The sequence below is a fragment of the Streptomyces sp. NPDC058697 genome, assembly GCF_042715345.1.
Taxonomy (GTDB): Bacteria; Actinomycetota; Actinomycetes; order Streptomycetales; family Streptomycetaceae; genus Streptomyces; species Streptomyces liliifuscus.
The window spans coordinates 49,888-68,758 of record NZ_JBHXSU010000029.1; the positions used below are offsets into that span (position 1 = coordinate 49,888).

The following is an 18,871-nucleotide window of genomic DNA, read 5'->3' on the forward strand; positions in this document are numbered from 1 at the left end:
TGTATATCTCCCAGGTGCGTCGCAAGGCTGCCGCCTTGCAGGCCTGTCTCAAGGCAGACTTCCGGACCTGGTCCAAGGTTGTGGTAAACGAACGCCCCGGCGGCACAGAACGTGCCGCCGGGGCGTTTCGTGCAAACAGCTGAGCGAGATTTAGCGCTTGCTGTACTGCGGGGCCTTACGGGCCTTCTTGAGACCGGCCTTCTTGCGCTCGACCGCACGGTCGTCACGCTTGAGGAATCCGGCCTTCTTCAGGGCGCCGCGGTTGTTGTCCACGTCCGCCTCGTTCAGCGCGCGGGCCACGCCGAGGCGCAGGGCACCGGCCTGACCGGACACGCCGCCACCCGAGATGCGGGCGACAACGTCGTAGCGGTCGTCGAGCTCGAGCACCTTGAAGGGCTCGTTGACTTCCTGCTGGTGCACCTTGTTGGGGAAGTAGTCCTCAAGGGTGCGACCGTTGATCTTCCACTTGCCGGAGCCCGGGACGATCCGGACGCGGGCGATGGCGTTCTTGCGACGGCCCAGGCCGGCGGCCGGCTGCGGGTCGCCGAAGCGGCCGGCGAGGGACTCCGAGGTGTACTCGCCCTCGACGGGCACCTCGGACTCGGTGGTGTACTGCTCGACGTCGACGAGCTCGGTCTCAGTCTCTTCGACCGGCTGCTCAACGGTGGTCTCGGCCACGATTCTCCTCAGATTTCTTTTCGTCTTAGGGGGTGGCCGGAACTACTGCGCGACCTGGGTGATCTCGAACGGCACCGGCTGCTGTGCAGCGTGCGGGTGCTGGTCGCCCGAGTAGACCTTCAGCTTCGAGAGCACCTGACGGCCCAGGGTGTTCTTGGGGATCATGCCCTTGATGGCCTTCTCGACGGCCTTCTCGGGGTTCTTCGCCAGCAGCTCGTCGTAACGGACGGAGCGCAGACCACCCGGGTAACCGGAGTGGCGGTACGCCAGCTTCTGGGTCTTCTTGTTGCCGGAGAGGTGCACCTTGTCGGCGTTGATGATGATGACGAAGTCACCGGCGTCGACGTGGGGGGCGTAAATCGGCTTGTGCTTGCCCCGGAGGATGTTCGCGGCGGTGGTGGCCAGACGACCCAGGACGACATCCTGGGCGTCGATGACATACCACTGGCGAGTGATGTCGCCGGGCTTGGGGCTGAACGTACGCACTTCGCAGCCTTCTTCTTCAGTGGATGGGTGCTGACACATGGCATCACTGAAGCGATCGTGCAGCTGGGGACGACAGTGCCGGGACCGATGCCCGTATGCCGCCCACTGGTAACTGCTCCAGGGAACCTACGTAAGGGCCTCTCGCGTGAGAACGACCAAGCCGATACGCATAACAAACCGCAAGAGTACTCGCGCCGCCCCGGAAGGGTCAAAACGAGTGACTCCGCCCGTCCTCCACACGCCCGGCCCGGCGCCCACGCCCCGCCCCTTTGGCTGTGGGCAGGCGTCCCGCAGGGCGGGACGGGTGGGCACAGCCCCAGGCCCCGGGCGCCCGTGAAAGCAACCGAAGGGCAACCGCACCCGCGAGCAGACACAGAGTGAGCGAGTCCCGAAAAGCCCGCCGGGTCACAGGCTCCAGGTACGGCAGGGCAAGCCCCGGAACCTGCGGCACCAGTGCCACCCAGAACCACGCCCCCCGAGCCACACTCCCCACCTCCAGCACCCCGGCCAGCAGCAACGGCAGCACCACCAGCAGATAGTGGTCGTACGAGGGCCGGGACACCAGAAACGCCGACAGCATCAGCATCACCCCCGTGTCCACGACCGCCCCCTCCCGCCGCCAACACCGATACGCACACCACACCCCGACCCCGGCGCCCCCGAAGGCCAACAGCACCGCACCCCCCTCCGGCACCCCCACCCGCGGCAGCACAGCCGCGGGCGACGCCTCATAGAGCCGTACGAACGTGTCGTCCCCCCGCAGCAGAAACGGCAGGGTCCGCGTGAGGAACCCCGCGGGATCCGGCATCAAGAGCGCCGCACCCCCGGACACCACCGCGGGCACGAGAACCACCGCCCCCAGCCCCCGCCACCGCCGCGCGAAGACGAAGAGCAGCACCAGAGGCACCAGCAGCGGCTTCACGGCGATCGCGGCACCGATCACGACCCCCGCCGCACCCCATCTCCCACGGCTCGCGAGGAGCAGGGCGAACGGCAGGGCCACGACCGCGACGACGGTCCAGTTCCCGAGCCGTACGAGATGCCCGAAGGGCGCGAATCCGAGGGCGAGCCCGGTCAGGCCGAGCACGGCGAACCGGCTGCGCCACGGGATCCCGTACAGCCGCAGCGCGCACGCCCAGCCGGCGACGAGCCCGCCGGTGACGGCGAGCGGGACGAGGAGCCGCAGTACACCCCAGGGCAAAAGGGCCTGCGGGACGGCGGCGAGCACGGCTCCCGGCAAATAAAGAAAGTGCGGATCGTCATACGGGGATCCACCGTCGAGCCAGGCCTTCGCGGCCCGTACGACGATGGCGTTGTCCATACCCCCGTCCCGTGTACGCAGGGACGTCTCGGCCGCGCCCGCACAGAGCGCGACCCCCAGAACGGCCCACGCGTGCCAGGACGCGGCTCGTACCAACCACCCTGAGATGCCCCCTTTGGCCTCATTCACGCTTGACACGCTAGGGGTTCCGGTGGTGCCGGAGACGGACCAGCACACCCCATGTCCCGTCTAAGATGCGCCCCATGAGCTTTGGGCAGGGGGGACCCTCGTGGGGTTCCGGGGGATCAGGTTCTCAACCGCCGCAGTGGGGCGGTCAGTCACCCGACTGGGCGGCGCTGGCCGAGGCGTCCGAAACGCGCAACCGGCGCCGCAGATGGCTGCTGATCGGCGGAGGCGCGCTCGCCACGGTCGCGGTCGGCACGGCCGTCGCCATGGCCGTGGTCTCGGCGGACGGCAACGAACAGGCCTCCAACAGGCCTGCCTCCGAGCTGCCCACGTCCGCGGCCATCCCGTCGGACACCACGGGCACCGGCCCGTCCTTCGCGGAGACCTCGGCGCCGCCGCCGCTGGATCCGAAGGACTTCATAGGCAACGTGAAGAAGGACACCGCGCCGCTCGCCCCGGACCTTCTCTTCCCGGGTACGCAGCTGACGATGGGCGAGACCGTCTACAAGAAGGGCGCAATGGCGTCCACGAAGAACTGCGCGTCGGCCGCCCAGGGCACGCTCGGCCCGGTTCTCACCAAGAGCGACTGCACCCGGTTCATGCGCGTCACGTACACGAAGGACGGGATCGCCGTGACGGTGGGCGTGGCCGTCTTCGACGCCGAGGGCCAGGCCCTCAAGGCGAAGAACGACGCCGACGCCAAGAGCGTCGTCCAGTCCCTGTCCGGCGAGGGCGTCCCCACCTTCTGCCGCTCGGCGATCTGCCGCTCGACCACCAACTCGTACGGCCGCTACACGTACTTCACGGTCGCCGGTTTCACCAACGGCAAGGACGTGACCCAGAAGGACTCCAAGGTCTTCACCACCGGCGACGACCTGGCCGAGTTCACCTTCCGGCAGATCCACCGCCGCGGCGAGGCCCAGGCGTCGGCGGCCGCGAACCAGTAGACCTCGCCGGCAGACCGCGCCGGCAGACCTCGTTCGACCGACGGAACGGCCGCCGGAGAACAGAACGGCGGCCCGCCCCCCGGCAGGCCGCCGTCCCGTATCTACTCGCCCACTACTGCTCGCACTTGCGCATGCCTGGTCGCGTCGCGCATGCCTACTTGTGCTTGAGCCGCAGCTTCACCGGCACCACGGCCGACTCCAGCTGCGTCCGCAGGGTCATCTTCGAGACGCCCTCGGTCCGCTCCTCGAAGCGGATCGGGATCTCCACGGCCGCGTGACCGGCCCGTACGGCCTTGAACTTGAGCTCGACCTGGAAGCTGTAGCCGGCGCTGTCCAGGGAGTGCAGGTCGACGTCGCGCAGGGTCTGGGCCGACCACAGGTTGAAGCCCGCGGTGATGTCGCGGATCTTCGTGCCGAGCACCGTACGCGCGTAGCGGTTGGCGAAGCGGGACAGCAGCACCCGGTGCGCGCCCCAGTCGTCGTCGAGCTGGCCCCCCTCGACGTACCGGCTGCCGATGACCAGGCCGACGCCCGAGGCCACGGCGGTGCCGAGCATGCGTGGGACCGCTTCCACGGGGTGGCTGCCGTCGGCGTCCATCTGGACGACGTACTGCGCGCCCTCGTCGACGGCGGCGCTCATGCCGGCGACGTACGCCCGCCCCAGGCCGTCCTTCTCGGTGCGGTGCAGCACGCTCATCCGGCGCTGCCCGTCCCAGTTGTACTTCTCCGCCAGCTCCTCGGCGATGCGTCCTGTACCATCCGGACTAGAGTCGTCCACTATCTTCAAGTGGAGCCCGTTCAGCGGCAGTTGAAGCACAGCCTCGGCCATTCTCGGCAGATTGGCGGCTTCGTTGTACGTAGGCATCACCACGGTGACAGCCACGTCCGCCCCCACGTCGTACGACATCTCTTTCCCTCCCCATTTCTCTGTTCGCCCCCCACCGGACGCGGGACTGGGCCCGCGTCCGGCAACCCAACTCAGGTATGCACCTTGCGCTTGGCGGCGTCGTCCTTTTCCTCGGACGAGTCGTCCGTCGCCGCGCGTGTCCTTTCGAGGAGCACGAGCTGGAGGTATTTGAGCTTCTTGGTCTTCACGACCTTGAAGCTCCGCTGGATCACGGTCGCCGACGTCTTCGGCATGCCGCTGAACGGCTTCCCGTCGAGCGTGGTCGACACGAGCCAGAGCCGGTCGGCCTTGGCCAGGCACTTGGCGGGATGCGGGCACTCGGCCGCGTCGAACGAGCCCCGCTCCTGCGGTGTGCGGTACATCAGCCAGTCCTTGGGACGGCCCGCGTCGTCGCGCAGCTCGTAGGCCATGGCCCGGCGCTCGGTCTGCACACCGCTGAAGACGATGCCGTCGCCCTTCTTCTGCCCGGCCTCGATGAGCTGGGCTGCGCCCCGGTAGTCCGGCTCGCCCAGCGCGTTCTGCCGGGTCTCGCGGATGCCGGGCAGCGACTGGAAGGCGATCCCGGCGACCGTGGCCGCCACGAGCACCCAGCCGAGGCCGCGCCGGGCCGCCGCCCCCGTACCGGCCTTCGCACCGGCCACCGGCCCGGCGATCCGGACCACGGCGACGGCCGCGAGGAGCACCCACGCGGGCGCCGTGAACAGCAGATAGCGCGGCAGGAAGAGGTGCAGCTGCGCGGCGGTGACATAGGTCGCCAGCGGCGGCAGCACGATCCAGGCGGCCAGCGGAAGGGCCATCCGGCCCGCGAAGAACAGCCCGACCGTGCCGAGCACCATCACCGGTACGGCCACCGCCCAGGAACCGAAGAGGTTCATGGGGAAGTCCATCAGGTCGTCGACACCGGGGTTGTTCCAGGCGATCTGACCGCTCTGGCCAGAACCCGAGACGGCCATCGGAACGACGAAGCACATGCCCAGCGTGAAGGCCGCCGTGTACGCCCAGCCCACGATCTTGTCGCCCGAGCGGCGCGCGATCACGATCATCACGAGGTGTGCGCCGAGCACCGCCATCGAGGCCAGATGGCTCCAGCCGATCAGCGGCACCGACAGCGTGTAGGCGACCCACACCTTGAACGACGGCTTGTCCAGCGCCCGCGCGAGCAGCAGCGTCGACAGCAGCACCGCCGCCACGGCGAAGGCGTACGGCCTGATCTCCTGCCCGAACCGGGTCGTGACCGGCACCACGGCGAAGGCCAGCCCCGCGAGGATGCCCGCCTGCGTGGTGAACAGCCGCCGCCCGAGCAGGGCGAGCAGACCGGCCGAGGCCGCCATGGCCACCGCGCCCGGGATGCGCATCGCGACCGGGGAGTCCCCGGCCACCGCGAGCCACATGTGCATGAGCACGTAGTACGGCGTGAACACCACGTCGATCGAGCGGATCAGCAGGCTCAGGTCGTGGAACGACAGCGAGGCCGCCCACCAGGTGGCGTGCTCGTCCCGCCACAGCTGCCGGTCGCCGATGCCGCGCCAGATCATGGCGAGGGCGAGCGCCGTGGGCAGCAGAAACGTCACGGCAGTGACGAGCCGGCCGCCCTTCGACTCCTCGGGCTCCTCCTCCCCGGGCTCGTCCGCGGGCGGCTCCGGGTCGACCGGCGCCGGCGCGACGGGCTCGGCGGCCTGCGCCTGCTGCTGCCCGGGCGCGCTGTAGGCGCCCTGGTCGGTGTACTGACCGGGGTCGGCGTACTGGCCGGGGGCCGCGTACGCGTCCTGTGCCGGGTCGGCATAGGTGCCCTGACCAGGACCGGCGTAGCCGCCGCCCTGACCGTCGGCGTACGCGCCCTGCCCGGCGTAGGCGCCCTGACCCGCGTACGGATCGTGGCCTCCCTGGGCATCGGGATATCCGCCGCCGTACGGCGGAGAGGCATTGACACTCATCGCTTCACCCAAATCCGGAACGCGCCGTCGCCCTTGCTGGTGGTGAAGCGCGACACGGCTGCCAGGCGGTAGTGGGAATTGCCGCGCAGCGCGTCGGTCACGGCCGTATCGACCTCCGGCGTGACCGTCCCGCGCAACACGATGACGTCGAACTTGGCGTCCTTGACCGCGGCACGGTAGGCATCGGGGCCGGAGTACTGCTTGCCCTTCCTGTCCTTGTAGTCCATGCCGAACGTGCTCTGCCACTGGTCGTAGTCGGTCTTGTCCCGCAGGTAGTACGCGGGGACCTCGTGCTCCTCGGCGAGGTAGCTGCCCTTGCGGTCGACCATGTTGCGCAGGATCGCCGTCATCTCCTTGGAGTCCGGGAAGCTGTACGCCTGCTGGGACTGCACCATGCCGAACACCAGCGTCAGGACGTAGAGCATGATCCCGAGCTGCGGGTGCCGGAAGTGCGGGCCGACGAGCCGGGACATGCCGAGGCCCGCCATCGGTCCGGCGAAGAGCAGACCGAAGCCCACGTGCTTGAAGAGCGAGATCTCGGTCTGCAGGTGGATCTGGTAGGCCGGGGCGAGCAGCGCGGTGCCGGTCAGCACCACACCGAGCGAGATCCGCCGGAACCTGCCCGGACCCTTCTTGTCGACGACCCACGGCATCTCGCCCATGCTCGGGCGGATCACATAGGCGATGGAGCCCCCGAGCGCGGCGAGGAACATCAGCCCGCCCCACTCGGCGCTGTGCTGCAGGATCGTCGCCGCCGTGTCGGCACCCTTGGCACGGTCGGTGGTGGTCTGGCTGATACCGCCGAGCGACCCGGTGTAGAGGTAGGCGGCGACCAGCATGGCGAGCATCGCCCCGCCGAACACCACACCGCGCGCGAACGCGAGCAGCCCGCGGTGCCGGTAGGCGGTCAGCACCGCCAGGACCACCAGGGTCGGCAGGTACAGACCCGCCGCGTACTTGGTGCCGAAGGCCAGGAAGGCCGGAGGTGCCGCGAGCACGACCATCAGGATGTGCGACCGGCCGGTCCGTACGACGATCCAGAACGAAAGCGCGAGCAGGAAGATCGCCGCCGCGTCGAAGGTGGCGAAGTTGCCGAGGAACACCGTCGACTGGATGACCGAGAAGAGGGCCGCCGCGCCGAGCGCCGCCCGGACGTTGAACATCCGGCGGGTCGTCGCGTACAGCAGCGCGGTCGCGCCGAGCATGAAGAAGAGGCTGACGATGCGCACTCCGGCGAGCCCGGCCACGCTGTCGGCCATGGCCGCGAGCACCGGGTACAGCTTCGGGTAGCCCGAGAAGTAGCCCTCGAAGTCACCCGGCACGGGCGTGCCGTGCAGGATGTTCCCGACCTCGTAGTGGCCGGCCGCGATGTAGAGCGCCTCGTCCTGGAACGCGGTGCCGCGCAGCCGCAGCGAGAGACCGGTCTGGATCAGCAGGACGCAGAGCATCACCCAGCGGCCCAGCAGCTTGCTGCGCCCGCCGTCCACCGCCCACGCCGACTCCTGGACGGGCGGCAGCGTGTATCCGGGCTTCTCCGACTCCGCCTCGGGCTCCACGGACGCGGGAGCCGCCTCCGGCTCGACCGCGGTGTACGAGGCGTACGGGTCGTAGGGCGCGTAGGTGTCGTAGGTCTGCTGGTCCGGGTACGAGGACGTCCGGTCGTGGACGTCGAAGCGCCAGCTGCCGGTCTCCGTGACATAGCCGCCCTGGTAGGCCTGCTCCTGGTACGGAGGGTAGGTCGGCTGCACCCGGGGCCGGGTCTGGGCCTGCTGCGCGTACTGCCGCAGGCTCTCCTGCTGCGCGTACCGCCGCTGGTCCTCGTCGGTGGGGTTCGGGGCGTACTGCTGCTGGTTTCCGTGGCCGTACTGCTGTTGCTGCTGGTACTGGTGATTCTGCTCGTTCTGCTGCGGGTACCCGTTGTCGGCGTACTGCTGCTGACCCTGCTGCTGACCCTGGGCATGGCCCTGGCCCTGGCCCTGCTGCTGCCCGTACCCGTACTCGTCGTGCAACTCGGAGTCGTCCGCCCAGGTGGGCGTGCGTCGGTCGCTCATGGCTTCGTCACATCGAATCCGAAGCTCGAGTTCGCCGCCTGCTGCTTGAAGGTCTTCTCCGACAGCGGACCGCTGTTGATGCGCCAGTCCGTCTCCTTGTCGAAGTTGAACCAGACGAACCCGATGACGTCGTCGCGCTGCACGGTCCCCTGGAAGAGGGACTTGATGTCGGCGGGCTTGCGCTCACCGGCCTGCGCGGCGGTCTCCGCGATGATGAACGGCTTGTTCGTGAAGCCGCGGATCTGCGTCATCGTCGGCCCGTACAGCGTCTGGTACGTGTTGGGGCCGGTGGCCGCGTAGTAGCCGATGACACCGACCCAGTCGACGTAGTCGTCGCCCGGCCAGTACGGCTTCAGCTTCACCTTCGGCATCGGGTGGGTGACGTTCGGGCTCCACACCCAGATGACCTGGGTGGCGCCCTCGTCGTCGAAGATGTCGTGGATGTGCTTGTACGCGGCGGTGAAGTCGGCGGCGCTGGTCTTCTTGGTGCCCCACGGGTACCAGAAGCCGTTCATCTCGTGCGCGAAGCTGATCGCGACGGGCAGGTTCAGCTCCTTGACGGACTTCGCGTACTCACGGATGTACGCGTCCTCCTTGCCGGAGGCGATGTCCTTCATGCTGGTCTCGAAGGGCTCCCAGGCGATGAACGCGACAGAGCCGTAGTCCCAGGAGTTCGTCACGAGCTCCTGCTCGTACTGGTCGCCCCAGGCGGAGTAGAACTCGATCAGGTTGGGCTTCTTGCCGGCGCGCTTCGCGAAGTCCTTGACGGCGTTCATCTTGGCGGGAGCGCCGTCGGCGGCCACGCCCAGGTACTTCTTCTTCGGGTCCAGCAGCGGCCGCACGTCGTACGGCGGCTCCGGCTTCGCGGACTCACTGGCCTCACCGGTGCCGTCGGCACCCGGCTGCTCGCCCTGTCCGCGCTCGTACTGGTCGCGGCCCTCCTCGGAGAACGTGCTGCACCCGGCCAGCAGCGCACCGGCGATGAGCGTGGCGGCGAGCGCCCGCACGGGACGTGATGCCCGCACTCGGCGTACGGAAAAACTCATGCGGTCGCTTCCTGCACTTCCTGGGCACGCGGCTGTACGAGGACACGGCCGACGACCATCGCGTAGAAGAGGCCGGCGGACAGCATCAGCGCGAAGTCCGGCGGATAGAGGGTGAGCATGCGCCAGGCGGCGACGATGATCCACAGGACGGCGGTACCGCCGGTCCAGAAGATCATGCAGTTCCAGTAGCGGCGCATGCCGTTCTTCTTGGCGCCCGCCGAGCCCGTGGGCTTCCAGCCCATCGGACGGCCCCGCATCACGTCCCAGACCGCGAAGACATGCGACCACCCGTACATGATCCGGACGGCCCAGGCCTCCAGCCGGTACGGCGCCCGGTGCCACAGCGGCAGGACCAGCGTCACGTACGCGACGCTCGGCAGCACCCACAGGGCGGCCTCGGCACGCAGCAGGTCGGGCCGCAGGATCATCAGGGCGAGCGGGATGACCGGCGCGATGAACGTGGCGAGCGCGGTCTGAAGGTAGTAGAGGAACCCCGACACATAGCAGAGCCGGGTCTTGAACTTGAGGTCCATCTCCCAGAACCGCTTGCTGGTCAGGAGCTCCAGGGAACCCATGCACCAGCGGTACTGCTGGTTGTGGAAGGCGCCGGCCGTGTCCGGGCACACACCGGCGGACAGCGCGACGGGCACATAGCGCAGCTTCCAGCCGAGCGCCCTGAGGTCGAAGCCGGTGTACATGTCCTCGGAGTGCTCGATCAGCGTGATGCCGTTGGTCTGCTCAAGGGCCGAGCGCCGGTAGATCGCGCACGAGCCGACACAGATGGAGCCGTCCAGGTCCTCACGTGAGGTCTGTACGGACCGGTAGAACTGCTCCTGCACGGCGCCCGCGCCGCGCTCGATCCAGTTCTGCGCGTCGACGATGCGGAAGAACTGCGGCGACTGCACGATGGCGCACTTCTCGTCGTCGTCCATGTGCGGCAGCAGTTCGTCGAGCAGGTCGGCGCGCGGCGCGAAGTCGGCGTCCAGGATCAGGATGTGGTCGCCGTTGGTCTTCTCGAAGGCGTGGTTGAGGTTGCCGGCCTTCTTGAACCAGCCGCGGTTCTCGCGCACCACGTAGTTGAACCCGAAGTCGCGGGCCATCGCCCCGACCTCTTCCTCGGCCGCGTCGTCCAGGACGTACGTCTTCACGACACCCTGGTAGCTGTCGGCCAGCCGGTTCACATGGACCCAGGTGTTGTGGAGCACCTCCAGGGGCTCACCGCACACCGGCAGGAAGATGTCCACGCTCGGGTACACGGCCGGCCGCCACTGGCGTACGAGGCGCTTGTGGCCCTTGATGTCGAAGTCCTTGCTGAGCCCGTCGAGGTACAACGAGATCAGGTAGTCCGCGATGATGAACGCCAGCAGCGGCAGCGTCAGCCAGAACCACGGACTCGACGCCGTGAACAGGAACTGGCTCATCGCCAGACACGCGAAGCTGATCAGCGAACCGACCGTCAGCACCCACAGGTACCGACGGGAGTACGAGTACTTCTCGACGTCGTCAGGCGGCGTCGGCAGGAGCCCATGACTCTGCGGCGTCCTTTTTCGTTTCCTGTTCTGCGGAACACGAGCAGTCCCCACTGCACTCATGCAAAACCCCCGGGGCCGTTGCGGCCCGTTACCCCCACCCGAACTCGGCCAACCCCTAATCGAACCTTCAGCCGAGCAGCGGAATCATAACCGAGTTTCAGAGGTTACGTCCGAACGTACGTGTTACGCAGGGGTTTCATCACACGCCACAGCGGGCATACGTAGCCACTTGCCCCTTTGTTCCGGGGGGCACGGCTCCCGTCAGCAGCACCCCGCTCCCGGCAGGGTCCGCCGGTTTCGCGCCTCTTTGTTCCGCGCCGCCAACAGCTCGTCGGCGGGATACCCGACCTCTTCGAGCGTCAGCCCGTGCGGCCGCACCACATGCACGGCGGAGTCCCGCACCCCCGCGGCGAGCACCTTCCCGGGCCAGTCGGCTCCCCGGTGGCCGTCCCCCACGAACAGCAGCGCCCCGATGAGCGAGCGCACCATGTTGTGACAGAAGGCATCGGCCCGCACGGTGGCGGTGATGATCCCGTCACTCCCCCGCTCCAGGCTCAGCTGCTGAAGCGTACGGATGGTCGTGGCGCCCTCCCGCTTCTTGCAGTAGGCGGCGAAGTCGTGCTCGCCGAGCAACCGCTCCGCGGCCTCGTTCATGACATCGACGTCGAGCGGCCAGTCGTGCCAGAGGACATGGCTGCGCAGCAGCGGATCGACGCCGCCGGGGTTGTCGGTGACGCGATAGGCATACCGCCGCCAGACGGCCGAGAACCGGGCGTTGAAGCCGTCAGGGGCCTCCGCCAAGGACCACACCCGCACATCCTTGGACAGCCGCCCGGCCAGCCGCTTGAGCAGCTTCTCCCGATGCTCGTCCCACAGCTCCACCGGCAGATCGACATGAGCCACCTGCCCGCGCGCGTGCACACCGGCGTCCGTCCGCCCGGCCACGGTCAGCTCGTACGTCGTGTCCTGCGACCGCGTGACGGTCCGCAGCGCGTCCTCGATCTCCCCCTGAACGGTCCGACGCCCCCCGGCCTGCTTGGCCCACCCGGAGAACTCGCTCCCGTCGTAGGAAAGGTCGAGACGGACGCGGACGTACCCGGGCTCTACTTCATCGCTCACCTGGAGATCCTCTCAAGAACACAGAAGCGGGCCCGCCCCTCGAAAGGAACGGACCCGCTCAAGCACGCCCCAAAGGGGCGCGGGGAACTGCGCGACAAGCCACGAAGGTGCCGCAGCCGCCAACGCACAGCCCCCGGCAGAACGCTTACGCGTCCTTGGACTCCTCGTCAGCCTTGGTCACATCAACCTTGGCGTCCTCGACCTGAGTCTCCTCGGCCTTGGCCTCAACAGCGGCGGCCTCAGTGTCCTTGGCAGAGCGCTTCGTCGCCGCCTCGGCCTCACCCGTGGCCTGCTGGGCCACGGTCAGGGCTTCCACCAGCTCGATGACAGCCATGGGCGCGTTGTCGCCACGGCGGTTACCGATCTTGGTGATACGGGTGTAGCCACCCGGACGGTTCTCGTAGCGCGGGCCGATCTCGGTGAAGAGCGTGTGCACGACGCTCTTGTCCGTGATGACCGAGAGCACCTGACGGCGGTTGTGAAGGTCGCCCTTCTTCGCCTTGGTGACCAGACGCTCGGCGTACGGCCGCAGCCGACGGGCCTTCGCCTCGGTGGTCGTGATCTTGCCGTGCTCGAAGAGCGACTTCGCGAGGTTCGCGAGGAGCAGCTTCTCGTGCGCGGCACTGCCGCCCAGACGGGCACCCTTGGTGGGCTTCGGCATGGTGTTTCTCCTAGGTGTCTGCCCCGGCCGTATCAGGTACCGAGGTCAGTGTCCGAGCGGGCGGTCACCCGTCGAAGATCCGGACACGGCCCCGAAGGGGCGAGTCCGGAAGGGGCGCGGGGAACTGCGCGACAAGCCACAGCGCACCCGCACCCGAGTATGGACCATCGAGCCCGAGCTCTCAGTACTGCTCGGTCTCCACGAACCCGGCATCCACGTCGTCGTCCGCGCCAAAGGCGTCGGCCGCGGCCGTGGGGTCGAATCCGGGCGGGCTGTCCTTCAGGGCCAGGCCCATGCCGGCCAGCTTCGCCTTGACCTCGTCGATGGACTTCGCACCGAAGTTGCGGATGTCCAGGAGGTCGGCCTCGGAGCGCGCGACCAGCTCACCCACGGAGTGGATGCCCTCACGCTTGAGGCAGTTGTACGACCGAACGGTGAGCTCCAGCTCCTCGATCGGCAGGGCGAGATCGGCGGCGAGCGCGGCATCCGTCGGGGACGGCCCCATGTCGATGCCCTCGGCGTCGATGTTGAGCTCACGGGCAAGCCCGAACAGCTCGACAAGCGTCTTACCGGCAGAAGCCATCGCATCCCGGGGACGCATGGCCTGCTTGGTCTCGACGTCGACGATCAGCTTGTCGAAGTCGGTGCGCTGCTCGACACGCGTCGCCTCGACCTTGTACGTGACCTTCAGAACGGGCGAGTAGATGGAGTCGACCGGAATACGACCGATCTCCTGCCCGACCTGCTTGTTCTGAACAGCCGAAACGTAACCACGGCCACGCTCGACCGTGAGCTCCATCTCCAGCTTGCCCTTGCCGTTGAGCGTGGCGAGGACGAGGTCGGGGTTGTGGACCTCGACACCGGCCGGGGGCGCGATGTCGGCGGCGGTGACCAGACCCGGGCCCTGCTTGCGCAGGTACATCACGACCGGCTCGTCGTGCTCACTGCTCACGACGAGCTGCTTGATGTTGAGGATCAGGTCGGTGACGTCTTCCTTGACGCCCGGCACGGTGGTGAACTCGTGCAGGACACCGTCGATGCGGATGCTGGTGACAGCCGCACCGGGGATCGAGGAGAGAAGAGTCCGGCGGAGCGAGTTGCCGAGGGTGTAACCGAAGCCCGGCTCCAGCGGCTCGATCACGAACCGGGAGCGGAACTCGTCGACGACCTCTTCGGTCAACGAGGGACGCTGAGCGATCAGCATGTGGTGAATCCTTCAGTCATGGGCACCCACTATTTGATGCCCTTGAGTACTACAAGGGTACGGGCGGCACGGCCCCGAAAGGCCATACCGCCCGAAACCTCAAAACAACCGTGCGTCAGACGCGACGGCGCTTGGGCGGACGGCAGCCGTTGTGCGGCGTGGGCGTCACGTCCTGGATCGAGCCGACCTCAAGACCGGTCGCCTGCAGCGAACGGATGGCCGTCTCGCGACCCGAACCCGGGCCCTTGACGAAGACGTCGACCTTGCGCATGCCGTGCTCCTGCGCGCGGCGGGCGGCCGACTCGGCGGCCATCTGCGCGGCGAAGGGGGTGGACTTGCGCGAGCCCTTGAAGCCGACGTGGCCGGCGGAGGCCCAGGAGATCACGTTGCCCGAGGGGTCCGTGATCGAGACGATCGTGTTGTTGAACGTGCTCTTGATGTGCGCGTGACCGTGAGCGACGTTCTTCTTTTCCTTGCGGCGCACCTTCTTGGCAGCGCCCTGACGACCCTTGGGGGGCATCTATAACTCCTACGGGGAGGTGGTCGGTCCTACAGCGAAGACCGCTGATGAAGCGTTGTCCGCTGGGACTACTTCTTGCCCGGCTTCTTCTTGCCGGCGATGGCGCGACGCGGGCCCTTGCGGGTACGAGCGTTCGTGCTGGTGCGCTGACCGTGGACGGGCAGGCCACGACGGTGGCGCAGACCCTGGTAGCAGCCGATCTCGACCTTGCGGCGGATATCGGCCTGAACCTCACGGCGGAGGTCACCCTCGGTCTTGAAGTTGTTGTCCACGTACTCGCGGATCCTGACCAGCTCCTCCTCGGAGAGGTCACGAACGCGGGTGTTGGGGTTGACGCCGGTGTCGGCCAGCGTCTTCTGCGAGAGGGTCCGGCCGATGCCGAACACGTAGGTGAGGGCAACCTCCACGCGCTTTTCGCGCGGGATGTCAACACCGGAAACGCGTGCCATTCAATGGCTCCAGTTGTCGTTCGGAGGTCTTCCGCAGAACCGGTTCCCAGTCGCCGTATGAGGTACGAACTGGGTCCCCGGCCTCCGACCGGGGGTATCGGATGCGCCATGAACAGCGGATCCGGGCTCTGCGTATGAACATGTACTACTTGCGTCGCGCGAAGCTCTGCGGGTGCAGAAGGTTCGGTCGTGCGTCAGCCCTGGCGCTGCTTGTGCCGCGGGTTTTCGCAGATGACCATGACCCGGCCGTGACGGCGGATCACCCTGCACTTGTCGCAGATCTTCTTGACGCTCGGCTTGACCTTCATGTGATGAGGTTCTCCGGGTCAGTGCCACCACCCCGCGGAATGCGGGACAAAGGCAAGATCTACTTGTACCGGTAGACGATCCGGCCACGCGTCAGGTCGTACGGAGACAGCTCCACCACGACCCGGTCGTCAGGGAGGATACGGATGTAGTGCATACGCATCTTGCCGCTGATGTGTGCCAGGACCTGGTGGCCGTTCTGGAGCTCCACCTTGAACATGGCGTTCGGGAGAGACTCGACGACAGTGCCTTCGATCTCGATGGCACCTTGCTTCTTGGCCACGCTTAGCCCTTCGAATCGACTACCTTGATCGACCCCGCACTTACTGCACGCAGACATGCAGATGCACGAGAGCCGACGAGTCAGTCTACGCCAGGGCCCTCGGAAAGACGAATCGAGATAGCCTGCCCCGCTTGGAAGATCCCTAAGCAGCAGGCGCGCCCCGCAGGGGCGCTCAGGGGCGTGGGGAACTGCGCGACCAGCCCCCACAGGGCCGCAGCCGCGACACACACCAGCCCACCCCTACAGAGCGAACTCAGCCCAGAGGATCAGGAGCCGCAGTGATCCCATACTCGGCCAGCTTCGCCTTACCCCCGTCGGGAGCCGTCAGCACAAGCGGACCACCCTCCGTCAGAGCGACAGAGTGCTCCCAGTGCGACGACCACGTACCGTCCGTGGTGATGACCGTCCAGTCGTCGGACAGCACCTCGGTCTTCGGCGTACCCAGCGAAACCATGGGCTCGATGGCGAGGCAGAACCCGGGAACGAGCTTCGGCCCCTTCCCCCGCCGCCGCTCCACGTAGTTCAGCAGATGCGGATCCATGTGCATCTCGGTGCCGATGCCATGGCCGCCGTAGTCCTCGACGATCCCGTACTTGCCACCGCCGGGCTTCGGCTGCCGCCGGATGTACGTCTCGATGGCGCGGGAGACGTCGACGAGCCGGTTCCCCAGCTTCATGGCCGCGATCCCGGCCCACATCGACTCCTCGGTCACCCGGGACAGCTCGATGAGCTCCGGAGCGTGACCGGATCCGACGAAGGCGGTGAAGGCGGCGTCCCCGTGCCAGCCGTCGACGATGGCGCCGGCGTCGATCGAGATGATGTCGCCGTCCTTCAGCACGACGTCGTCGCTCGGGATGCCGTGCACGACGACCTCGTTCGCCGAGGTGCAGATCGTCGCGGGGAACCCGCCGTACCCCAGGAAGTTCGACTTGGCGCCGTGCTCGGCCAGCACCTTGCGGGCGACCTCGTCGAGGTCCTTCGTCGTGGCCCCGGGTACCGCCGCTTCCCGTGTCGCCCTGTGGACGGCGGCGACGACCAGGCCCGCCTCACGCATCTTGGCGATCTGCTCGGGGGTCTTGATCTGCACCATGAGGGCCCGCGCTCTCCGTCTTCTCTGCCTACTCGGTTACGTACACAACAGTACGGCCGCGGCACCCGACAGGGGCACCGCGGCCGAACCAGCCAGGACGACTACTTGCCGTCGCCGTCCTCGCTGTCGCTCTTGTCCTCGGACTGACGCTTGAGGGCGTCCATCGCGCGCTTGGTGACGTCGTCCACCTTGCCGAGCGCCGAGATCGTCACGACCAGGCCCTGGGCCCGGTAGTAGTCGATGATCGGCTCGGTCTGCGTGTGGTAGACCTCCAGGCGCTTGCGGACGGTCTCCTCGGTGTCGTCGTCGCGCTGGTACAGCTCGCCGCCACAGGCGTCACAGACGCCTTCCTTCTTCGGCGCGCTGTACGTCACGTGGAAGACGTGACTCGAGTCCTTGCGGCAGATGCGGCGGCCGGCGATGCGCTTGACCACCTCGTCCTCGGGGACCTCCAGGTCGAGCACCGCGTCCAGCTCCACACCGTCGCCCTTGAGCGCCTGATCGAGCGCCTCGGCCTGCGAGACGTTCCGCGGGAAGCCGTCGAGCAGGAAGCCGTTGGCGGCGTCCGGCTGCTCCATGCGGTCCCTGGCCATGGCGATCGTGACCTCGTCGGGCACGAGGTTGCCCTCGTCCATGTACGACTTCGCCAGCTTGCCGAGTTCCGTCTGCTGGCTGATGTTCGCACGGAAGAGGTCGCCCGTGGAGATGTGCGGGATCGACAGGTTCTGGGCAAGGAACGCGGCCTGCGTTCCCTTGCCCGCACCGGGCGGCCCGACGAGGACGATACGCATCAGCGGAGGAACCCTTCGTAATTGCGCTGCTGGAGCTGGCTCTCGATCTGCTTCACCGTCTCCAGACCCACACCCACGATGATCAGGATGCTGGTACCACCGAACGGGAAGTTCTGGTTTGCCCCGAAACCAACCAACGCCATCGTCGGTACGAGAGCGATCAGCCCCAAGTACAGCGAACCTGGCCAGGTGATCCGGTTGAGTACGTATCCCAGGTACTCAGCGGTCGGCCGGCCAGCCCGGATGCCCGGGATGAAGCCACCATACTTCTTCATGTTGTCCGCGACTTCCTCGGGGTTGAACGAGATTGCCACGTAGAAGAAGGCGAAGAAAACGATCAGCAAGAAGTACGTGCTGATGTAAATCGGGTGGTCACCCTTGGTGAGGTTCTGTTCGATCCAGGTCTTCCAGCCGGACGTCCCACCTGCGAACTGAGCGATCAGCGCCGGGATGTAGAGCAGCGACGAGGCAAAGATCACAGGGATGATGCCGGCCTGGTTGACCTTCAGCGGGATGTACGTGGACGTGCCGCCGTAGGACCGGCGGCCGATCATGCGCTTCGCGTACTGGACGGGAATGCGGCGCTGAGCCTGCTCCACGAAGACGACCAGACCGACCATGACGAGACCGACCGCGATCACGGTGCCGAACTCGATCCAGCCGCCTGCCAGGTTGCCCTGCACCTTGATGGCCCACAGCGCCGACGGGAACGTGGCAGCGATCGAGATGAACATCAGGATCGACATGCCGTTGCCGATGCCGCGGTCGGTGATGAGCTCACCGAGCCACATGACGACGGCCGTACCGGCGGTCATCGTGATGACCATCGTGATCGTGACGAAGATCGACTGGTCGGGCACGATCTGGTTCGCGACCGGGCAGCTGGTGAACAGTGCACCACTGCGGGCGGTGGCCACGAGGCCGGTGCCCTGCAGGATGGCAAGCGCCACCGTCAGGTAACGGGTGTACTGCGTGATCTTCGCCGTACCGGCCTGACCCTCCTTCTTGAGGGCCTCCAGACGCGGGATCACCACGGTCAACAGCTGCAGAATGATGCTCGCCGTGATGTACGGCATGATGCCCAGCGCGAAGATCGTGATCTGCAGCAGGGCGCCACCGCTGAACATGTTGACCAGACCGAACAGGCCCGTGTTCTGGCTCGCGTCGTCGATACAGATCTGGACGTTCTTGTAGTCGACACCGGGGATCGGGATGTGCGTACCAACCCGATAAACCACGATGATGCCGAGCGTGAAGAGCAGCTTCTTGCGCAGGTCGGGCGTCTTGAACGCCCGGGCGAACGCGGTGAGCACGGTGCCTCCTGCGACCCCCGCGCAAGTGCGTAGAGGTGACGGTCTTGAGGTTCGACGAATAAGTAACGGACAGCTGACTAACAGTTAAGAACCGCCCTGAGTTCCCA

The 18,871-nt window shown here is 67.1% G+C and carries 19 protein-coding genes; 1 reads left to right on the forward strand and 18 read right to left on the reverse strand.

The window, feature by feature from the left end; translation table 11 throughout:
* Positions 1–150 precede the first annotated feature (150 nt).
* The 3 genes from rpsI to ACFWXQ_RS40285 form a co-directional block, all read right to left on the reverse strand.
* A complete protein-coding gene (gene rpsI, locus ACFWXQ_RS40275) occupies positions 151–678 on the reverse strand; it encodes a 30S ribosomal protein S9 (RefSeq protein WP_055614905.1) in 528 nt (175 codons plus the stop codon).
* Positions 679–720: 42 nt separating this feature from the next.
* On the reverse strand, positions 721–1,164 hold the full coding sequence (gene rplM, locus ACFWXQ_RS40280; protein WP_055614906.1) for a 50S ribosomal protein L13: 444 nt from the start codon (positions 1,162–1,164) through the stop codon (positions 721–723).
* Positions 1,165–1,372: 208 nt separating this feature from the next.
* Positions 1,373–2,614: a glycosyltransferase family 87 protein gene (locus ACFWXQ_RS40285; RefSeq protein ID WP_383935570.1), complete on the reverse strand. Its 1,242-nt coding sequence runs from the start codon at positions 2,612–2,614 to the stop codon at positions 1,373–1,375.
* 74 nt (positions 2,615–2,688) lie between these two features.
* Here ACFWXQ_RS40285 and ACFWXQ_RS40290 point away from each other — a divergent pair, with 74 nt between their 5' ends.
* Positions 2,689–3,558, forward strand: a complete 870-nt coding sequence (locus ACFWXQ_RS40290) for a hypothetical protein (RefSeq protein ID WP_383935572.1) — start codon at positions 2,689–2,691, stop codon at positions 3,556–3,558.
* Positions 3,559–3,712: 154 nt separating this feature from the next.
* Here ACFWXQ_RS40290 and ACFWXQ_RS40295 read toward each other — a convergent pair whose 3' ends face one another.
* The 15 genes from ACFWXQ_RS40295 to secY all read right to left on the reverse strand — a co-directional run bounded on the left by ACFWXQ_RS40295 (position 3,713) and on the right by secY (position 18,764).
* Positions 3,713–4,465: a polyprenol monophosphomannose synthase gene (locus ACFWXQ_RS40295; protein WP_200397761.1), complete on the reverse strand. Its 753-nt coding sequence runs from the start codon at positions 4,463–4,465 to the stop codon at positions 3,713–3,715.
* Between the two features lie 71 nt (positions 4,466–4,536).
* Positions 4,537–6,399, reverse strand: a complete 1,863-nt coding sequence (locus tag ACFWXQ_RS40300; RefSeq protein ID WP_383935574.1) for a glycosyltransferase family 39 protein — start codon at positions 6,397–6,399, stop codon at positions 4,537–4,539.
* A complete protein-coding gene (locus tag ACFWXQ_RS40305; RefSeq protein WP_383935576.1) occupies positions 6,396–8,450 on the reverse strand; it encodes a hypothetical protein in 2,055 nt (684 codons plus the stop codon). Before ACFWXQ_RS40305 ends, ACFWXQ_RS40300 begins: the two co-directional genes overlap by 4 nt.
* Positions 8,447–9,496, reverse strand: a complete 1,050-nt coding sequence (locus ACFWXQ_RS40310; RefSeq protein ID WP_383935578.1) for a glycoside hydrolase family 26 protein — start codon at positions 9,494–9,496, stop codon at positions 8,447–8,449. Before ACFWXQ_RS40310 ends, ACFWXQ_RS40305 begins: the two co-directional genes overlap by 4 nt.
* On the reverse strand, positions 9,493–11,088 hold the full coding sequence (locus ACFWXQ_RS40315) for a glycosyltransferase family 2 protein (RefSeq protein WP_383935580.1): 1,596 nt from the start codon (positions 11,086–11,088) through the stop codon (positions 9,493–9,495). Before ACFWXQ_RS40315 ends, ACFWXQ_RS40310 begins: the two co-directional genes overlap by 4 nt.
* 201 nt (positions 11,089–11,289) lie before the next feature.
* A complete protein-coding gene (gene truA, locus ACFWXQ_RS40320; protein ID WP_383935582.1) occupies positions 11,290–12,147 on the reverse strand; it encodes a tRNA pseudouridine(38-40) synthase TruA in 858 nt (285 codons plus the stop codon).
* A 145-nt stretch (positions 12,148–12,292) separates the two neighbouring features.
* A complete protein-coding gene (rplQ, locus tag ACFWXQ_RS40325) occupies positions 12,293–12,808 on the reverse strand; it encodes a 50S ribosomal protein L17 (RefSeq protein WP_383935584.1) in 516 nt (171 codons plus the stop codon).
* A gap of 181 nt (positions 12,809–12,989) precedes the next feature.
* Positions 12,990–14,012: a DNA-directed RNA polymerase subunit alpha gene (locus ACFWXQ_RS40330; protein ID WP_019055532.1), complete on the reverse strand. Its 1,023-nt coding sequence runs from the start codon at positions 14,010–14,012 to the stop codon at positions 12,990–12,992.
* Between the two features lie 115 nt (positions 14,013–14,127).
* Positions 14,128–14,532 carry a 30S ribosomal protein S11 gene (rpsK, locus tag ACFWXQ_RS40335; protein ID WP_003956432.1) on the reverse strand — a complete coding sequence of 135 codons (405 nt, stop codon included), beginning with the start codon at positions 14,530–14,532 and terminating at the stop codon, positions 14,128–14,130.
* A 68-nt stretch (positions 14,533–14,600) separates the two neighbouring features.
* Entirely contained in the window at positions 14,601–14,981 is a 381-nt protein-coding gene (gene rpsM / locus ACFWXQ_RS40340) for a 30S ribosomal protein S13 (RefSeq protein ID WP_107022207.1), read from the reverse strand.
* Positions 14,982–15,175: 194 nt separating this feature from the next.
* Positions 15,176–15,289 carry a 50S ribosomal protein L36 gene (gene rpmJ, locus ACFWXQ_RS40345; RefSeq protein ID WP_003998809.1) on the reverse strand — a complete coding sequence of 38 codons (114 nt, stop codon included), beginning with the start codon at positions 15,287–15,289 and terminating at the stop codon, positions 15,176–15,178.
* A 59-nt stretch (positions 15,290–15,348) separates the two neighbouring features.
* A complete protein-coding gene (gene infA / locus ACFWXQ_RS40350; protein WP_003948620.1) occupies positions 15,349–15,570 on the reverse strand; it encodes a translation initiation factor IF-1 in 222 nt (73 codons plus the stop codon).
* A 253-nt stretch (positions 15,571–15,823) separates the two neighbouring features.
* A complete protein-coding gene (gene map, locus ACFWXQ_RS40355) occupies positions 15,824–16,660 on the reverse strand; it encodes a type I methionyl aminopeptidase (protein WP_200397754.1) in 837 nt (278 codons plus the stop codon).
* A 101-nt stretch (positions 16,661–16,761) separates the two neighbouring features.
* Positions 16,762–17,451, reverse strand: coding sequence for an adenylate kinase (locus ACFWXQ_RS40360; protein ID WP_383935587.1), 690 nt, complete (start codon positions 17,449–17,451; stop codon positions 16,762–16,764).
* On the reverse strand, positions 17,451–18,764 hold the full coding sequence (gene secY, locus ACFWXQ_RS40365) for a preprotein translocase subunit SecY (protein ID WP_143642845.1): 1,314 nt from the start codon (positions 18,762–18,764) through the stop codon (positions 17,451–17,453). The genes ACFWXQ_RS40360 and secY overlap by 1 nt, the downstream gene beginning before the upstream one ends.
* Between the last annotated feature and the right edge of the window lie 107 nt (positions 18,765–18,871).